The sequence below is a fragment of the Arthrobacter sp. CJL-S3 genome (assembly GCF_056711635.1).
Map to the genome: position 1 here is coordinate 4016436 of NZ_CM160046.1, position 15083 is coordinate 4031518.

General features: G+C 68.1%; 18 protein-coding genes and 1 riboswitch. Of the genes, 12 read left to right on the top strand and 6 right to left on the bottom strand.

Translation table 11 applies throughout. The features are described 5' to 3' along the window. Positions 1-29 precede the first annotated feature (29 nt). Both AC06G6_RS18455 and AC06G6_RS18460 read left to right on the top strand, forming a co-directional pair. Positions 30-188, top strand: a complete 159-nt coding sequence (locus tag AC06G6_RS18455; RefSeq protein WP_307465212.1) for a hypothetical protein — start codon at positions 30-32, stop codon at positions 186-188. Between the two features lie 25 nt (positions 189-213). Beyond that, positions 214-609, top strand: a complete 396-nt coding sequence (locus tag AC06G6_RS18460) for a hypothetical protein (protein WP_479824560.1) — start codon at positions 214-216, stop codon at positions 607-609. 19 nt (positions 610-628) lie between these two features. Here the strand turns inward: AC06G6_RS18460 and AC06G6_RS18465 are convergent, their stop codons facing one another. Further along, entirely contained in the window at positions 629-1174 is a 546-nt protein-coding gene (locus AC06G6_RS18465; RefSeq protein ID WP_479824562.1) for a YceI family protein, read from the bottom strand. A 522-nt stretch (positions 1175-1696) separates the two neighbouring features. Here AC06G6_RS18465 and AC06G6_RS18470 point away from each other — a divergent pair. Genes AC06G6_RS18470 through AC06G6_RS18480 form a run of 3 tightly spaced genes read left to right on the top strand, consistent with a single transcriptional unit; the run spans position 1697 to position 4775 of the window. Further along, complete coding sequence (locus tag AC06G6_RS18470) at positions 1697-1984, top strand: FmdB family zinc ribbon protein (RefSeq protein ID WP_479824564.1); 288 nt, start codon at positions 1697-1699, stop codon at positions 1982-1984. 47 nt (positions 1985-2031) lie between these two features. Further along, a complete protein-coding gene (gene fmdA / locus AC06G6_RS18475) occupies positions 2032-3288 on the top strand; it encodes a formamidase (RefSeq protein WP_479824566.1) in 1257 nt (418 codons plus the stop codon). 59 nt (positions 3289-3347) lie between these two features. Beyond that, entirely contained in the window at positions 3348-4775 is a 1428-nt protein-coding gene (locus AC06G6_RS18480) for a DUF2252 domain-containing protein (protein ID WP_479824568.1), read from the top strand. 7 nt (positions 4776-4782) lie between these two features. Here the strand turns inward: AC06G6_RS18480 and AC06G6_RS18485 are convergent, their stop codons facing one another. Continuing rightward, positions 4783-5394: a phosphoribosylanthranilate isomerase gene (locus AC06G6_RS18485; protein WP_479824570.1), complete on the bottom strand. Its 612-nt coding sequence runs from the start codon at positions 5392-5394 to the stop codon at positions 4783-4785. Between the two features lie 213 nt (positions 5395-5607). Here AC06G6_RS18485 and AC06G6_RS18490 point away from each other — a divergent pair, with 213 nt between their 5' ends. Continuing rightward, a complete protein-coding gene (locus AC06G6_RS18490) occupies positions 5608-6351 on the top strand; it encodes a HutD/Ves family protein (RefSeq protein WP_479824572.1) in 744 nt (247 codons plus the stop codon). Here the strand turns inward: AC06G6_RS18490 and AC06G6_RS18495 are convergent. The 4 genes from AC06G6_RS18495 to AC06G6_RS18510 all read right to left on the bottom strand — a co-directional run bounded on the left by AC06G6_RS18495 (position 6348) and on the right by AC06G6_RS18510 (position 10459). Further along, positions 6348-7175 carry an ABC transporter permease gene (locus AC06G6_RS18495; protein WP_307465206.1) on the bottom strand — a complete coding sequence of 276 codons (828 nt, stop codon included), beginning with the start codon at positions 7173-7175 and terminating at the stop codon, positions 6348-6350. The two genes, AC06G6_RS18490 and AC06G6_RS18495, sit on opposite strands and share 4 nt — an antisense overlap. Positions 7176-7200: 25 nt before the next feature. Continuing rightward, a complete protein-coding gene (locus AC06G6_RS18500) occupies positions 7201-8130 on the bottom strand; it encodes an ABC transporter permease (protein WP_479824574.1) in 930 nt (309 codons plus the stop codon). Position 8131: 1 nt separating this feature from the next. Then, positions 8132-9319 carry an extracellular solute-binding protein gene (locus AC06G6_RS18505; RefSeq protein WP_479824576.1) on the bottom strand — a complete coding sequence of 396 codons (1188 nt, stop codon included), beginning with the start codon at positions 9317-9319 and terminating at the stop codon, positions 8132-8134. Positions 9320-9385: 66 nt separating this feature from the next. Then, positions 9386-10459 carry an ABC transporter ATP-binding protein gene (locus AC06G6_RS18510; protein WP_479824578.1) on the bottom strand — a complete coding sequence of 358 codons (1074 nt, stop codon included), beginning with the start codon at positions 10457-10459 and terminating at the stop codon, positions 9386-9388. Positions 10460-10695: 236 nt separating this feature from the next. Here AC06G6_RS18510 and AC06G6_RS18515 point away from each other — a divergent pair, with 236 nt between their 5' ends. The 6 genes from AC06G6_RS18515 (at position 10696) to AC06G6_RS18540 (ending at position 14986) form a co-directional block, all read left to right on the top strand. Beyond that, positions 10696-11436 (top strand): FadR/GntR family transcriptional regulator, encoded by a 741-nt coding sequence (locus AC06G6_RS18515; RefSeq protein WP_479824580.1) that lies wholly within the window; start codon positions 10696-10698, stop codon positions 11434-11436. Positions 11437-11471: 35 nt separating this feature from the next. Further along, entirely contained in the window at positions 11472-12182 is a 711-nt protein-coding gene (locus tag AC06G6_RS18520) for a cache domain-containing protein (protein WP_479824582.1), read from the top strand. 174 nt (positions 12183-12356) lie between these two features. Then, positions 12357-12423: riboswitch (guanidine-III (ykkC-III) riboswitch) on the top strand. 9 nt (positions 12424-12432) lie between these two features. Further along, entirely contained in the window at positions 12433-12756 is a 324-nt protein-coding gene (locus AC06G6_RS18525; protein WP_307465194.1) for a DMT family transporter, read from the top strand. A 2-nt stretch (positions 12757-12758) separates the two neighbouring features. Then, positions 12759-13163: a DMT family transporter gene (locus AC06G6_RS18530; RefSeq protein ID WP_479828754.1), complete on the top strand. Its 405-nt coding sequence runs from the start codon at positions 12759-12761 to the stop codon at positions 13161-13163. A 134-nt stretch (positions 13164-13297) separates the two neighbouring features. Further along, a complete protein-coding gene (locus AC06G6_RS18535) occupies positions 13298-14314 on the top strand; it encodes an aldo/keto reductase (protein ID WP_479824584.1) in 1017 nt (338 codons plus the stop codon). 21 nt (positions 14315-14335) lie between these two features. Beyond that, entirely contained in the window at positions 14336-14986 is a 651-nt protein-coding gene (locus AC06G6_RS18540) for an MBL fold metallo-hydrolase (protein ID WP_479824586.1), read from the top strand. Positions 14987-15083 lie beyond the last annotated feature (97 nt).

Genomic DNA, 15083 nt, shown 5'->3' on the forward strand with positions numbered 1-15083 from the left:
AACGCACGAAAGGGCACAATACTGGGAACATGCCTGCACTCCTGAAGATTGCCCTGATCGTTGCCGTCGTCCTGCTGGTCGTCGGGTTTGTTGTGGAGGCCGTGCAGTTCCTGCTTTACGTGGGCCTCCTGGTCCTGGTGGGCGCCGGCATCATGTTCTTCCTGCGCCGCTCGCGCGTCACCCGCTGACGCCGCCCGCCCGGGACGCGCGCAGATGACAAGCCTCGGGGACCTGCTGGGCCCCATCCTCGAAGTCATGACCTGGGTGGGTTTCGTGCTGGGCCTGCCGCTGCTGGTGTGGGGCTGGATTTTGCGCCGGCGCCATTGCCAGTGGGCCGGCACGACCGGCAAAGTCATCAGCGCCGGCGGGTTCACGGGTTACAGCTGGACGGACCACCACGACGCCGACCACCGGTCGCTGCTGCCGGCGGCCGAGTCCCAGGGGCTGGTGGTCGGGTCCGACGTCGACCTCTTCTACGACGTGTGCCACCCGTCCCGCTGGGGGCTCACGCCGCCGAAGCAGGACAACGCCGCCTGGACCATTGGCTGGATCCTCACCGGGGTGGGGATCGTTTCCACGGTCGGCGGCTTCGTCCTGCTGCTGTTCTAAACGTTGACCCGGCTGCCGGCTAGGCCTGCTTCACCATGGCCGCCTCGACACTGATCTTGACCTTGTCGCTGACCAGCAGCCCACCTGCCTCGAGCGCGGCGTTCCAGGTCAGGCCGAATTCCTTGCGGCTGATGTCCGCCTCCGCGCTGAAACCCGCGCGGGTGGCGCCGAACGGGTCCACCGCGACGCCGGTGAACTCGACCTCCAGGTCCACCGGCTTGGTGACGTCGCGGATCGTGAGGTCGCCGGTCAGCACATAGTCCTCGCCGTCGCCCCTGATGCCCGTGGCGCGGAAGGTCATCTCCGGGTACTCCTCGACGTCGAAGAAGTCAGCGCCGCGGACGTGGGCGTCCCGGTTGGCGTCGCCGGAGTCGAAGCTGGCGGTCTTGATGCTGGCATGGAGGCTGGAGTCGGCCAGGGAATCGCCGACCCGGGCCTCCGCCATGGCCTCGTTGAAGCGGCCGCGGACCTTGCTGATGCCGGCGTGGCGGACGCTGAAGCCGACTTCGCTGTGGGACATGTCCAGCGTCCAGACGCCGGGGGTCAAACCTTCGGGCAGGGTCACAACGGTCTCCTTCGCGGGTGGCGGGCCGGGCCCGCCGGGTCATCGGGGTACTCCCCCAAAGAGCCATGCTAGCCACGGCGCCCCGGCCCGGCTAGCCTTCCGCCGGAACCGGAGGGGTCGCTCCTGGGCAGAATCCTTTGAACGGTGCGCCACCTGTCCCAGGCAACAGGAGCCTCCCCCTGCCCGGTTCAGCAGAGTAGGCCAAAAGTCCTTAGTTCGCAGCGTGGGCGCCGTCTAGCCTTGAGGTGTCTTCACCTTGGGATCGCGCGTCCCTTCCCACCCGGCGTCTCTCCGGGGCTTCACGGTATTCATCAGTCACCTGACCGGCACGATTTCGGCGTTCCTCCTTCACTTGGGCCGCGGCGAGCCCACGACCCGTCAGCGGTATCGCGGCCCTGGCCGCCATCTTCCTGGTGACTGCCGCCTTCATTGGCCGGAAGGCGACGCTAAGCAGTACCGCCCACGGGGACGCCACGAACGTTGGCGGGCCGCGAAACAACGTTGCCGCTCAAAGGAGCCCCGATGGCCATCTACGAGTACCTCTGTTCCGACAGCACACGCTTTGAAGCATCCCACCCAATCGGAGACGCCCCGGACACTCTGCCCTGCCCCTCATGCGGGGAACCATCCCGCAGGCTGATCAGCGTGCCGCACCTGTCCAAGACCGGCTCTCCGGCCTTCCGCCTGATCGACTCCACGCAACGCAGTGCCGCTGAGCCCGAAGTTGTAACCTCACAGATTCCCGGCACCCCCAGGCGCGTCCAGCAATATTCATCCAACCCGCTACATCGGAAATTGCCGCGCCCCTAACCGACAAGAAGCGGCGCCATTCATGGCGCCATTCATAAGGAGATGAAATGCCAGCGAAAATATTCACACTGGACTCCAGCAAGAAATTCGAGGATCAGGAAAAAATCGGTCACAACCGATGGCACCCCGACATTCCGCCGGTCGCGACGATCAAACCGGGAGATTCGTTCCGCGTGGACTGCCGGGAATGGTTCGACGGAGCGATCGTCAACGACGACTCCGCCGAAGATATTCTCAACGCCCCGCTGTTGACCGTGCACAAGCTCAGCGGACCCTTCGCCGTCGAAGGCGCCAAGGCCGGCGACCTGCTTGTCGTCGATATCCTGGACGTCGGCCCGATCCCCCAGGAAGATTCCGGCCCGCTCGCCGGGCAGGGCTGGGGATACACCGGCATTTTCGCCACCAGCAACGGCGGAGGCTTCCTCACCGAGCAGTTCCCTGACGCCTACAAGGCCATCTGGGACTTCACAGGGCAAGTCGCAACATCGCGCCATGTGCCGGGCGTTTCATTCACCGGACTTATCCACCCGGGGTTGATGGGGACGGCCCCCTCGGCCCAGCTCCTCGCGAAATGGAACAAACGCGAGGGCGACCTGATCGCCACGAATCCGACCAGGGTGCCGCCGCTGGCTCTACCGCCCGAGGCCGGACATGCAGTCCTCGGACACCTTCCGGCTGCGGACTTTGACAGGGTGGCCGCGGAAGCAGCCAGGACCGCGCCTCCGCGTGAGAACGGCGGAAACCAAGACATCAAGAACATGTCCAAGGGCACCCGCATCTTCTACCCGGTTTTCGTGGACGGGGCCAACCTCTCCATGGGCGATCTCCACTTCTCGCAAGGCGACGGCGAGATCACGTTCTGCGGCGCCATCGAGATGGGCGGTTTCATGGACCTCAGGGTGGAGATTATCAAGGGCGGTATGGAAACCTACGGGGTGAGCGAAAACGCCATCTTCATGCCCGGCAACGTCGAGCCCCAGTTCAGTCAATGGCTGGCATTTTCCGGGACATCCGTGACGTTGGACGGTGAACAGCGCTACCTTGACTCGCACCTTTCCTACCAGCGAGCCTGCCTCCACGCCATCGATTACCTCAGCAAGTTCGGCTACAGCAGGGAGCAGGCCTACATCATCCTGGGTGCAGTCCCCATCGAAGGGCGCCTGTCCGGAGTAGTGGACATCCCGAATTCGTGCTCCACGGTATACATTCCAGCGGCTGTATTCGACTTCGATGTGCGACCATCCGCCGCGGGCCCCCACCAGATTGCTCCAGGCATCGGAGTGCCGAAGGCAAGCAACAGATAGGCCACCCTCTGCCGCAGATTCGTTCCAAAGCCTTCCAAAGACCCACACGGAGGAACGTGATGCAAAGTACGGATACGACGGACATCCCGGCGTCGGTCTCCGACGCCGGACGGTCAACGGCGCGGGGAGCCGTCCTCGGCAAGCTCCTGCGCAAAAGCACACCCCGCAGGAGTCACAGCGAATGGTCCGCTCCCCCGGACCGGGTGAACCCGCTGGACATCCTTCGCGCGCAGGAAGAGACCCGCGTTCCCGAGCTCATTCCGCTCCGACACGAGCGGATGGCCGCGTCCCCATTCGCATTCTTCCGCGGCGGAGCAGCCATTATGGCTGCGGATCTCCGGCACACCCCAAGCACCGGGCTGACCGTCCAGCTCTGCGGAGACGCCCACATCGGCAACTTCGGCGGCTTTGCTTCCCCGGAACGACGCCTCGTATTCGACATCAACGACTTCGACGAGACGCTCCCGGGGCCGTGGGAATGGGACGTCAAGAGGCTAGTGGCGAGCGTTGAGATCTCAGCCCGGGACCGCGGCTTTGACGGGGAGGAACGGCTGGACGCTGTCCTTGAGGCCGCCAAAGCCTACCGCGAAGCCATGAGATCCTTCTCGGAGATGACCCCGCTGGAGATCTGGTATGCGTCGTTCGATGTTCAATCCCTGCTCCCGGCCATCAGGAGTGACCTCGGCGGTCAGGCTCTGAAGGATGCGGAACGCGAAGTCGCCCGGGCACTGGGCAAGGACAGTGCCCGAGCCGCCCGCAAGCTGACGCAGGTGGTCGACGGACGTCCGAGGATCATCAGCGATCCGCCCCTGGTGGTCCCGCTCCGCCAGCTGTTGCCCGGCCTCGAGGCGCAGCAACTTGAGAAGGGGATTCGCGGAGTGCTGGCCGACTACCGGCTCACCCTCCCCCACGATCGGCAATCCCTGCTCGATCACTACGAGTTTGAAGACATCGCCCGCAAGGTCGTGGGCGTCGGCAGTGTCGGCACGCTCAGCTGGATCGTGCTGCTGGTCGGTCGAGAGCACTCCGATCCCCTGGTGCTGCAGCTGAAACAGGCCGAGGCCTCCGCGTTGGAGGCCTATCTCGGCGCCAGCCACTACCCAAACCACGGCGAACGGGTCATCCAAGGTCAGCGCCTGATCCAGGCCTCCAGCGACGTGCTGCTCGGCTGGCTACGGACCAAGGGCCTCGACGGTGTCGAGCGCGACTTCTACGTCCGTCAGCTCTGGGACTGGAAAACCTCCGCCGACCTTGCAACCGTTTCCGCGCCGCGGCTCACAGCCCATGCCCGCCTCTGTGCCTGGACGCTCGCCCGGGCCCACGCCCGCACCGGCAGCCCCATCGCGATCGCCGCCTATCTGGGATCCGGAGGAGCCTTCGACCGCGCCCTCACAGCGTTTGCCGCCGCCTATGCCGACCAGAACGAGACCGACTTCAACGAGTTCACCAAAGCCCGGCGCGACGGCCTCGACAGCCAGGGCCCCTAAAGCATCTTCAGGGTTTCGCGGCCAGGGACTTCGCCGCCGCCACGAAGTCCCGGATTTTGGCCAGGTCCTTCACCCCGCGGGAGGATTCGACGCCGGAGGAGACGTCCACACCCCAGGCGCCGGCCTGCGCGGCGGCGCCAGCGACGTTGGCGGGATCGAGCCCGCCGGCCAGCAGCCAGCTGCGCCCCGCCAGCCCCTTGGCGCGGACCGAGGCGTAGTCCCAGGCCTCCCCGGAGCCGGGGACGGCGGCGTCGATCAGGAGCAGTTCCTCGCCCCAGTCCGCGAACGTCTCGGGCGCGGCGGCCATGGTGACGGCCCGGATGAGCTTGAGTCCGGCGTCGTGCACCGTGCGCACGTCCACCGGGGTGCGGTCGCCGTGCAGCTGGACCCAGTCCAGACCGGCCTCACGGGCGCGTGCGGCGGCGTCCGCCGCGGCCTCGTGCCGGAAGACGCCGACGGCGGGGAGGCCGGCCGGGACGTGGGCCAGGAGTTCCCGTGCCTGCGCCGGCGTCACTTCGCGGGGGCTGCGGGTCAGGACGAAGCCGACGGCGTCCGCCCCGGCCTTCGCCGCGGCCCGGACCGACTCGGGGGTGCTGAGCCCGCATACCTTGACGAACAATTCGGCTCCTTCTTCGGTGTTTACCTTGTCTCTGCCTCCGACGGTAGCAAGGACGGCAGCAAGACGACGCCTCACCGGCCCCCGAGGTGAGATTTGGCGCCCATGTTAGTCCAGAACATGGGCGCCAAATCTCACCTCGGGGCTGGTGGCAGCGGCCCCGGCCCCGGCCCCGGCCCCGCGATGACGTTACCGGCCGGCCGATAGGGTGGAGGGATGCAGATCATCCGCTATGCCGAGCTGAAAGCCCACCCCTGGCGCAACGGCGGCGGGGTGACCCGCGAACTGGCCAGCCACCCCGCGGCCGCCCCCGCACAGGCCGCCCCCGCGCAGGACGGCGGCCCCGCGGCTGCCGACTGGGACTGGCGGGTGAGCATCGCCGAGGTGTCCAAGGCCGGCGACTTCTCGGCGTACCCCGGCATGGACCGCGTCCTCACCGTGGTGGAGGGGGAACTGCTGCTGCTCAGCGTCGACGGCGCCGAGCACCCGCTCGAGAAGTACCGCCCGTTCCGTTTTTCCGGCGACGCCGCCGCGACCGGGGCACTGCCTACGGGCGATATCCGCGACCTGAACGTCATCACCCGCCAGGGCGTCTTTAAGGGCTACACGTCCATCATCGAACTTTCCAAGAAGCGGGCGCATCCGGTGTTCGAGGGCCAGCTCGGGATCCTGCTCCAGGGCCAGGCTGCCGTCACTCCCGGCACCGCCGGCACCGGGCCGGGCGCGCCGTCGGGCGCCGATTCGGCAGCAGGCACGGGCGCCGGGCCGGGCACACCGTCCGGCACCGGATCCGGCACCGGGCCGGACGCGGTCACAACCGCGGGCTCCCCCGGGACGCAGGCGGCCGAGCCGACGACGCTCGACCGCTATGACGCCGTCGTCGGTTCCGACACCGACACCCCCGAGATCCTGGGCCGCGGCTTCCTGGCCGTCGTGTCGATCGACCGGGTCGCGGACTAACCCTCCGTCACCTTCACCCGGGTGGCGCCGATCCCCACTGAGTCCTGGGACAGCCGCTGCGCGAGCCAGATCGGCACGATCGAGACGACGATCAGGACGACGGCCACGACGTTGACCACCGGCGCCTGGTTGGGGCGGAAGAGGTTCTGCAGGATCCAGATCGGCAGGGTGGTGTCCCCGGCGCCGATGGTGAAGGTGGTAACGATGATCTCGTCGAAGCTCAGCGCGAAGGCCAGCAGGCCGCCGGCCAGCAGGGCGGAGCGGAGCTGCGGGAAGGTGACCAGCCGGAACGTGGTGAACACGCCGGCGCCCAGATCCGCGGACGCCTCCTCCAGCCCGCCGCTCATCCGGCGCAGCCGCGCGATGACGTTGTTGAACACGGTCACCATGCAGAAGGTGGCGTGCGCGATCACGACGGTCCACATGCTCAGCGAGACACCCAGGATGGTGGTGAACATGTTGTTCAGGGCGATGCCGGTCACGATGCCGGGCAGCGCGATCGGCAGGATCACGAGCAGGCTGATGACGTCCCGGCCGAAGAACTTGTAGCGCAGCAGGGCCAGCGCCAGGAGCGTCCCCAGCACCAGCGAAATAAGGGTCGAGACCGCCGCCACCCAGAGCGAGGACACCACGGCCTCGCGGACGCCGGGGGAATCGAAGGCCCGCCCCCACCACTCCAGCGTGAACCCCTGCGGCGGCCAGCCGAACGTCCGGTCCGCGTTGAAGGAGTTCACCACCACCAGCAGCAGCGGCAGATAGATGAAAAGGAACACCAGCGCGGTGACGACGCCGAGGATGACTTTGGCGCTTCGGGAAAGTCTCATGGTGCTCCTGCCGGCTGCCCGTCGGTCACAGGCTGTTGAGGGCGCCGGAGCGCCGGACGATGAAGAGGTACAGCGTGATGATCGCGATCGGCACCAGCGAGACGGCGGCGGCGAAGGGCAGGTTGTTCGCGGCCCCGACGTTCGCGTAGACCACGGTGCCGAGCATCTGGGTGGTGCCGCCGACGATCTGGGCCGTGATGTAGTCCCCCAGTGAGAGTGAGAACGTGAAGATTGTCCCGGCGATGATCGAGGGGACCAGCAGCGGGAACATGACCAGGCGCATCGTGGTCAGCGGTTTCGCGCCCAGGTCCCCGGAGGCCTCCAGCAGCGAATCGGGGACCCGGTCGAAACCCGCGTAGATCGGCAGGATCATGAACGGCAGCCAGATGTAGGCCAGCGTCAGGATCACGGCGGTTTCGCCGTACCCCGGGGATTCCAGCCCGATCGGCGTCCCCAGCCACTCCAGCAGCCCGCCGTCGGCGAGCACGTTCCGCCAGGCGTAGGCCTTGACCAGGTAGCTGGCCCACAGCGGCATCAGCACGGCCACCACCAGCAGCTTCTGCCAGCGCGGGCTGGCCACCTTGGCGATGAAAAACGCCATGGGCAGCGCCAGGACCAGGTCGATCAGGGTCACGGCGATGGCGATCCACAGGGTCCGCAGGGTGATCCGCTGGTAGACCGGATCGGTCAGGACCGTCACCACGTTCTCGGTGGTCCATTCCGTGGACACCTTGCCGGTGAAGGTGTCCACGGTCCAGAACGCGGTGATCAGCAGCGCCGCCAGGGCGGCGATGTAGACGAGCACCAGCCAGCCGGCGGGGGCCGTCACCAGCCCCGCGAGCCGCAGGTTCGGCGAGCGGTGGAGCAGCGCCGAGAACCTGTGGGCCTTGGGCCGGGGCACGGCGGCGGCTGCCGGCGGCGCCCCGGGGACCGGGTGATGCGTCTTCAGCGTCATCTCAGCCCTTGATCTCCGTCCAGGCCTTCGTCCACTCCGAGTAATCCGTGCACTTGACGTCCGTGCGGCCGTCCAGGCAGTCGGCCACCGGGGTGGTCCAGTACCAGATCTGCTGTGCGTAGGCCTCGTCACCGGAGTGGAAGGTCTCGCAGTGCGCCTTGTCCTTGGTCAGCTCGCAGGCCTTGGGGTTGGCCGGCGATTCGCCGAAGTACTCCGCCACCGCCGCATTGGCCGCGGGGCTGGCGATGTAGTCGAGCCAAAGGTAGGCGCAGTTCTTGTTCTTGGACTGCGAGCCGATCATCCAGGTGTCCGACCAGCCGGTGGCGCCCTCCTCGGGGAGCAGGGTCTTCACATTGGTCCCGTTCGCGGTGGCGATGTTGGCGCCGACCTGCCAGGTGGTGCCGACCACCGTGCTGCCGCTGGCGAAGGCCTGGACCTCCTTGACGACGTCGCTCCAGTACTCGCCGATGTGCTGGCGCTGCTGCTTCAGCAGGTCCACGGATGCCGCCAGCTGGTCCTTGTCCAGCGCGTAGGGGTTCTTGATCCCGAGTTCCGGCTTGTGGGCCATCAGGTACACGGCGGCGTCGGCGATGTAGATCGGCGAGTCGTAGGCGGTGACCTTGCCGCTGTGCTGGGCGGCGTCGTCGAACACGGCGCGCCAGGAGGTGGGCGCCGGGGTGACGGTGTCCACGGAGTACATCAGCAGGTTGGCCCCCCAGCCGTGGGGCATCCCGTAGTTCTGTCCGTCCACGGTGTTCCAGGCCTTGTCCTTCAGGAACGGGTAGACGTCGGCGTAGTTCTTCAGCAGGTCCATGTTGACCGGCTCCACGTCGTTGCCGGCGACCAGCCGCAGGGAGGCGTCACCGGAGGCCGAGACGACGTCGTACTGGCCGGTGCGCATCAGGGTCACGGCTTCGTCCGAGGTGCCGAAGGGCTTGAAGCTCACCTTGCACCCGGTCTCGGTCTCGAAAGGGGTCACCCAGTCGACGGCGGGGTCGTTGCTGCCGTCCTCGACGTAGCCCGGCCACCCCAGGATGGTGAGCTGCCCTTCGCCCTGGCCGATTTCCGTTTTGACCGGCTGCGGGGTCGGGGTGGCCGATCCCCCGCCGGTGGTGCCGCAGCCCGCCAAGGCGAGCGCTGCCGCCGCGGCCGCCCCAACCACGAGGGAGGCCCGATTCCTTGATGCCATGATCCTTACCTTTCGTTGTGGGGTGAATCAGAAGCAGACTCCGCCGGCGGCTGCCCGGCGGACGTGTCAGGAGCCGCCGGACGGCAGCCAGACGGCGGCGTCGTCGTCCCAGCTCACCGTGACGCGGCGGTCCAGCAGTTCCGCGTCGCCGCCGGGCAGCGTCTCCGGGGCGAGAACGACGACGGCGGGACCGTCGTCGAGCTGCACCCGCACCTGGGTGGCGTGCCCCACGTAGACGAGGGCGGTGACGGTTCCGGGGCGGGAGGTGACTCCGGTGCGCGGTTCCGGCGCCGCCGTCCAGGACAGGCGCAGCCGTTCGGGCCGGATGCAGACCTGCTCCGCGCGGCCGTAGAGTTTCTGGGCCTGGGCGGCGTCGAAGATATTGGAGGTGCCGACGAAATTGGCCACGAACGCACCGCCCGGGCGCTCGTAGATCTCGTGCGCCGTGCCGATCTGTTCCAGGCTCCCGTTGTTGAAGACCCCGATCCGGTCGCTCATGGTCAGGGCCTCCTCCTGGTCATGGGTGACGAAGATGAAGGTGATGCCGAGCGAGCGCTGCAGTTCCTTGAGTTCCACCTGCATCTGCTGCCGGAGCTTGAGGTCCAGGGCGCCGAGCGGCTCATCCAGCAGCAGGACCTTCGGCTGCACCACCAGCGCCCGGGCCAGGGCCACCCGCTGGCGCTGGCCGCCGGAGAGCTGGGCGGGTTTGCGTCCGACGAACTTCCCCAGCTGCACGCGTTCCAGGGCTTCGCGGGCGCGCGCCTGGCGCTCCTTCCGGGACATGCCCCGCACGCGCAGGCCGTACGCGACGTTGTCGACGAGGGACATGTGCGGGAACAGGGCATAGTCCTGGAAGACGGTGTTGAGGTCCCGTTCGAAGGGCGCCATGCCGGTGACGTCCTTGCCCTCGAGCTCGATGCTCCCGGAGGTGGGCAGCTCGAAGCCGGCGATCAGGCGCAGGACGGTGGTTTTGCCGGAGCCCGAGGGTCCGAGCATGGAGAAGAACTCGCCCTGGCGGATATCCAGGTCCAGGTTGTTGACGGCGACGGTGTCCCCGAAGACTTTGGTGAGTTTCCGCATGCGGATCGCCGGAACCGCGTCCGTTTCCGCCTGTCTTCCGGCGGCGAGCGTCTCGGTCATGGGGTGCGCCTAACTCCGTTGCCGGATCGTCTTAGATGCGACACAGCGGGGTGTGATCCAGGCCACAACAGGCTGATGGGCCAAATACTATTACTCCATAGGTTTTGTGTATAGACCCCCACGAAAGCCCGGATTAGGATGGATCAACCGGGCGCCGGAAGCCCCCAGCGCACCGGCTCTTGGTGCCAGGACCAGGCGCCAGGGACACGACGCCAGAAACTGCCAGGGAGGCCCGGATGCTGCTGACACCGCAGAGCGCCTCCCGCAGCCTGGCGGCCGTGTTCACCCCGATCAAGTCCCGGGGCCTGGTGGACGAGGTGTGCGGCCGGATTGAACAGGCGGTGGAAACCGGCTTGCTCACCAGCGGCCAGCGGCTGCCCAACGAGACCGAACTCGCCGCCGCCCTGGGCGTCTCCGCGGTGACCGCGCGCGAGGCCCTGTCCCAGCTGCGGAGCGCGGGCATCATCCGCACGGCCCGGGGACGCAGCGGGGGAAGCTTCATCGCCGACGACGTCCTGCCCTCCCGGGAACGGGCCCTCGACCAGCTGCGGGACCTGACCCGGCTCCAGATCAGCGATCTGGGGCTGCACTACCAGGCGATCGCCGCGGCCTGCGCCAGCGTCGCGGCCCGGCGCTCCGACGCCGCGGACGTCGCGACCCTGCGTGCCTTCATCCCGACGGCGGAGGCGGATCCGCTGCACTGGCGGCTGGCGCTCTCCGAGTTCCTGCTCGAGGTTGCCGCCATCGCCCGCTCGGCCAGGCTGGCCAGAGAACTGATCCGGCTGCAGGCCGACCTGGGCACCCTCACGCTGCTGCCCTGCGCCGACGCCGGCTACCGCTCGACGACCACCGGACTCCTCCGGGAGGTCGCGGCCGCCATCGAGGCCCGCGAGCCGGCCGCCGCGGAAACCGCCGTGAAAGCCCTGGTGTCCGCCACCACGGACTGGCTGCTGGCCGAGCAGTCCAAACGCTACTGAGCACCCCGGTTCCTTCGAGCTAAGGCAGAGACCCGATGTCGGAAACCACCGCCTCCATTGACACCATCACCCTGCTCGCCGGGGAACTGGACGCCGCCATCACCGGGATCGAGGACCGGCTCGCGGCGTGGGCGGCGGACACGGGAACCGCCCTCGCCGCGCTCTCCGGCAGGGTCACCGGCACCGCCGTGGACAAACTCATCCGGCCGGTGGTCGAGGAACTGGTCCGGACTCCCGGCGGATACGCGGCCGGCGCTGGATTCCTTGCCAACGCCGGGCTACTGGGGCCCGAGCGCAGCTACATCGCCTGGTGGCAGGGTGAGGAAATGGAGCACGTGGACGCCCTCGCCAACTTCAGCCCCAACTCCATCAGCCGCTACGTCAAGTCCGAGTGGTTCCGCGTCCCGGTGGAGACCGGGCAGGCCCATGTGACCGGGCCGTACGTGGACTTCCTCTGCACGGACGAATACGTCCTGACCTTCACGCACCCGGTCTTCTGCCGCGCGGACGGTCCGGTGGTGGGCATTGTGGGGATGGACGTCACCGTGCAGCGGCTGGAGCGCGGGGCCATGGCTGCCCTGCGCCGGATCGGGGAACGGGCCGCCCTGGTCAACCCGGACGGCCGCGCCATCGTCTCGGCCGCCCCGGACATCGCCGCCGGGGACCTCGCCGCCGCGGCGGAGGGCTGCAGTGTCCATCCCGTGGGCAGAAAGTTCCGGATCTGGAGCGAAGCCACGGCTCTCTGACCCGGCCCCGTCCCATCGAGTGCTCCGCAACCGCCGTTATGGACCCTCAAAAGGGCGGTCCTGGAGCACTCGACGGTGGGTTGGGCGAGGGAGCCGGGGCGGAGCGCTCGATGGCGGGTCCTGCGCCGCGTTGCCGCGGGTTCGCCTCTCCGCGGGGGTGTTGCTAGGCTGGAATCAAGACCCCGCGTAAGGGGCCTCCGGACGACGGTTCAGTACCCGGCACGCGACAAGACTGGCCACAGGAGCTGTCATGTCGTGGTTAATTCTCATCCTTTCCGGGTCGCTGGAAGCCGTCTGGGCCGCGGCCCTGCACCGGACCGCGCAGGCCACGGGCCGCCGCCGGATCGCACCGGCCGCCGTCTTCCTCGTCTCCGTCCTGGCCAGCACCGGCGGTCTGGCGGTCGCCATGCAGTCCATCCCGACCGGCACCGCCTACGCCGTCTGGGTGGGCGTCGGCGTGGTGCTGACCTCCGCCTACGCCATGATCGCCAAGGTTGAGCCGACGACGGCAGCGCGGATCCTGCTGCTCGGCGGGATCGTCGCGTGCGTGGCCGGCCTGAAGCTGGTGGCGTGATGATGGCCGCGAACCGCACACCGAAGCCGGTCACCAAGGCGCCCGCCGCCACGGCGGCCTGGCTCATCCTGCTCGCCTCCGCCGTGCTGGAGGCGGTCTGGGCCACGGCCCTGGGCCTGTCCGACGGTTTCACCCGCCCGCTGCCGACCCTCGTGTTCGCGATCACCGCGGCGCTGAGCATGGCCGGCCTGGGCCTGGCGGTCAAAAGCATCCCGCTCGGCACGGCCTACGCCGTCTGGGTCGGGATCGGCGCGGCCCTGACGGTCGGCTGGGCGATGGCGACCGGCGTCGAACCGGCCAGCCCGCTGAAACTGCTGTTCATCGCGGGGATTGTGGGCTGCGCGGCCGGGCTGAAGCTCCTGCCGGCGGCGAAATCCGCGGCTAGCCCGGCGCTCCCGCCCAGTTAGCGCGCGGCCGGAGGCGTGATCCGGGGCGACACGCCGTGGCTGCGGCCCGACTCCCGTCAGTAACTGGGCGGGAGCGCAGGAATACTCCGGAGCGGCCCCGGGTTGGGCGTAGAAACAGCAAAAGAGAGGCCCCAATGAAGGCAGCAACAGTCATGCTCGGCGACGGTTTGATGGTCAGTCCCCTGGGATTCGGCGGCATGGCCCTGACCCCGGTGTACGGGGAGGTGGATCCGGCCGAGGCCCTGCGGACCCTGCACCATGCGGTGGATGCCGGGGTCAGCTTCATCGACACGGCGGACATTTACGGCGGCGGCAGCAACGAGGAGCTGATCGCGCGGCTCCTCAAGGAACGCCGCAGCGAGGTGCAGCTGGCCACGAAGTTTGGCCTGGTGGGCACCCCGTCCGCCGGCTACTCCGATATCCGCGGTGACGCCGCGTATGTGCGACAGGCCGTGGACCGCAGCCTGCAACGGCTGGGCACCGACACCATCGACCTGTACTACATGCACCGCCGCGACCTCCGCGTTCCGATAGTGGAAACCGTGGAGGCCATGGCGGGGCTGGTGCAGGCCGGCAAGGTGCGGCATCTGGGCCTGTCCGAGGTGACGGCCGAGGAGCTGCGTGAAGCCAGCAGCGTCCACCGGATCGCCGCGGTCCAGAGCGAGTGGTCCATCTGGAGCCGCGATGTGGAACAAAACGTTGTTCCTGCCGCGGCCGAGCTGGGGGTGGGGTTTGTGCCTTATTCGCCGCTGGGCCGGGGATTCCTCACCGGCACCGTCGACGCATCTACGCTGGGCAGCAACGACTTCCGCCGCAACATCCCGCGCTTCGCCGAGGCGGCGCTGGACGCCAACCAGGGTGTGGTCGCGGCCGTGCAGTCCGTCGCGGCTGAACTTGCCGCCGCCGGGCAGGCTGCAACTCCTGCCCAGGTGGCGCTGGCCTGGCTGCTCGCGCAGGGCCGGAAGCTGGGGCTGCCCGTGGTCCCCATCCCCGGCACCCGCAGGGCCGACCGGATCGACGAAAACCAGGGAGCACTGGCGTTGGCGCTCGACTTCACCCCAGCGCAACTCGAGAAGCTCGACGCCGCCGCGGACGCCGTCGTCGGCTCCCGCTCCGCGGACCCCAACTGGGTGTCCCAGGGCCGTGAATAGCGCCTCCGTAGACTGAAGCCCATGGACTCGCTCATTCACTCGTTACGTGACATCACCATCCGCCGCATTTCGGTCAGCGAGATGGACAACAACGTGTATCTGCTCACCAGCAAGGCGTCGGGCGCGCAGCTCCTGATCGATGCGGCCGATGATCTGGCCGCCATCCAGAGGCTGCTTGCCGACGCCGCCGCGGATACCTCCGCGGCGCCGAAGCTGGCGCTGGTCGCCACCACCCATCAGCACTGGGACCATGTCCGTGCGCTGCCGGGCCTGGTGGCGGCCACCGGGGTGAAGACGGCGGCCGGGACGGATGACGCCCCGGAGCTGCCGGTCCCGGTGGATGTGCTGCTGGATCACGGGGACGTCGGCAACTTCGACGGCTTCGACGTGACGGCAGTGCACCTGCGCGGCCATACCCCAGGGTCGATCGCGCTCGTGTACCAGGACCCGGAGGGCCCGGCGCACATTTTCTCCGGCGACTCGCTGTTCCCGGGAGGTGTGGGCAACACGCAAAACGATCCGGACCGGTTCGCCCAGCTGATCAGCGATGTCAGTGAGCGGCTGTTCGGGGCGTATCCGGATGACACCGTGGTGCATCCGGGCCACGGGAAGCCCACCACCCTGGGTGCGGAACGCCCGCACCTGAAGGAGTGGCGCGCCCGCGGCTGGTAGGCCAAAACCTCATCGAGTGCTCCAGAACTGCCGTTATGAACCCTCTAAACGGCAGTTACGGAGCACTCGATGGTGGTTAAGCTGGGGCCACGACCGC

Coding starts and splice junctions, on each gene's coding strand:
- AC06G6_RS18530 (WP_479828754.1), top strand. CDS start 12,759: ATGGCCGCGAACCGCACACCGAAGCCGGTCACCAAGGCGCCCGCCGCC.
- fmdA (WP_479824566.1), top strand. CDS start 2,032: ATGCCAGCGAAAATATTCACACTGGACTCCAGCAAGAAATTCGAGGAT.
- AC06G6_RS18540 (WP_479824586.1), top strand. CDS start 14,336: ATGGACTCGCTCATTCACTCGTTACGTGACATCACCATCCGCCGCATT.
- AC06G6_RS18515 (WP_479824580.1), top strand. CDS start 10,696: ATGCTGCTGACACCGCAGAGCGCCTCCCGCAGCCTGGCGGCCGTGTTC.
- AC06G6_RS18520 (WP_479824582.1), top strand. CDS start 11,472: ATGTCGGAAACCACCGCCTCCATTGACACCATCACCCTGCTCGCCGGG.
- AC06G6_RS18510 (WP_479824578.1), bottom strand. CDS start 10,459: ATGACCGAGACGCTCGCCGCCGGAAGACAGGCGGAAACGGACGCGGTT.
- AC06G6_RS18490 (WP_479824572.1), top strand. CDS start 5,608: ATGCAGATCATCCGCTATGCCGAGCTGAAAGCCCACCCCTGGCGCAAC.
- AC06G6_RS18525 (WP_307465194.1), top strand. CDS start 12,433: ATGTCGTGGTTAATTCTCATCCTTTCCGGGTCGCTGGAAGCCGTCTGG.
- AC06G6_RS18535 (WP_479824584.1), top strand. CDS start 13,298: ATGAAGGCAGCAACAGTCATGCTCGGCGACGGTTTGATGGTCAGTCCC.
- AC06G6_RS18455 (WP_307465212.1), top strand. CDS start 30: ATGCCTGCACTCCTGAAGATTGCCCTGATCGTTGCCGTCGTCCTGCTG.
- AC06G6_RS18460 (WP_479824560.1), top strand. CDS start 214: ATGACAAGCCTCGGGGACCTGCTGGGCCCCATCCTCGAAGTCATGACC.
- AC06G6_RS18480 (WP_479824568.1), top strand. CDS start 3,348: ATGCAAAGTACGGATACGACGGACATCCCGGCGTCGGTCTCCGACGCC.
- AC06G6_RS18505 (WP_479824576.1), bottom strand. CDS start 9,319: ATGGCATCAAGGAATCGGGCCTCCCTCGTGGTTGGGGCGGCCGCGGCG.
- AC06G6_RS18470 (WP_479824564.1), top strand. CDS start 1,697: ATGGCCATCTACGAGTACCTCTGTTCCGACAGCACACGCTTTGAAGCA.
- AC06G6_RS18495 (WP_307465206.1), bottom strand. CDS start 7,175: ATGAGACTTTCCCGAAGCGCCAAAGTCATCCTCGGCGTCGTCACCGCG.
- AC06G6_RS18500 (WP_479824574.1), bottom strand. CDS start 8,130: ATGACGCTGAAGACGCATCACCCGGTCCCCGGGGCGCCGCCGGCAGCC.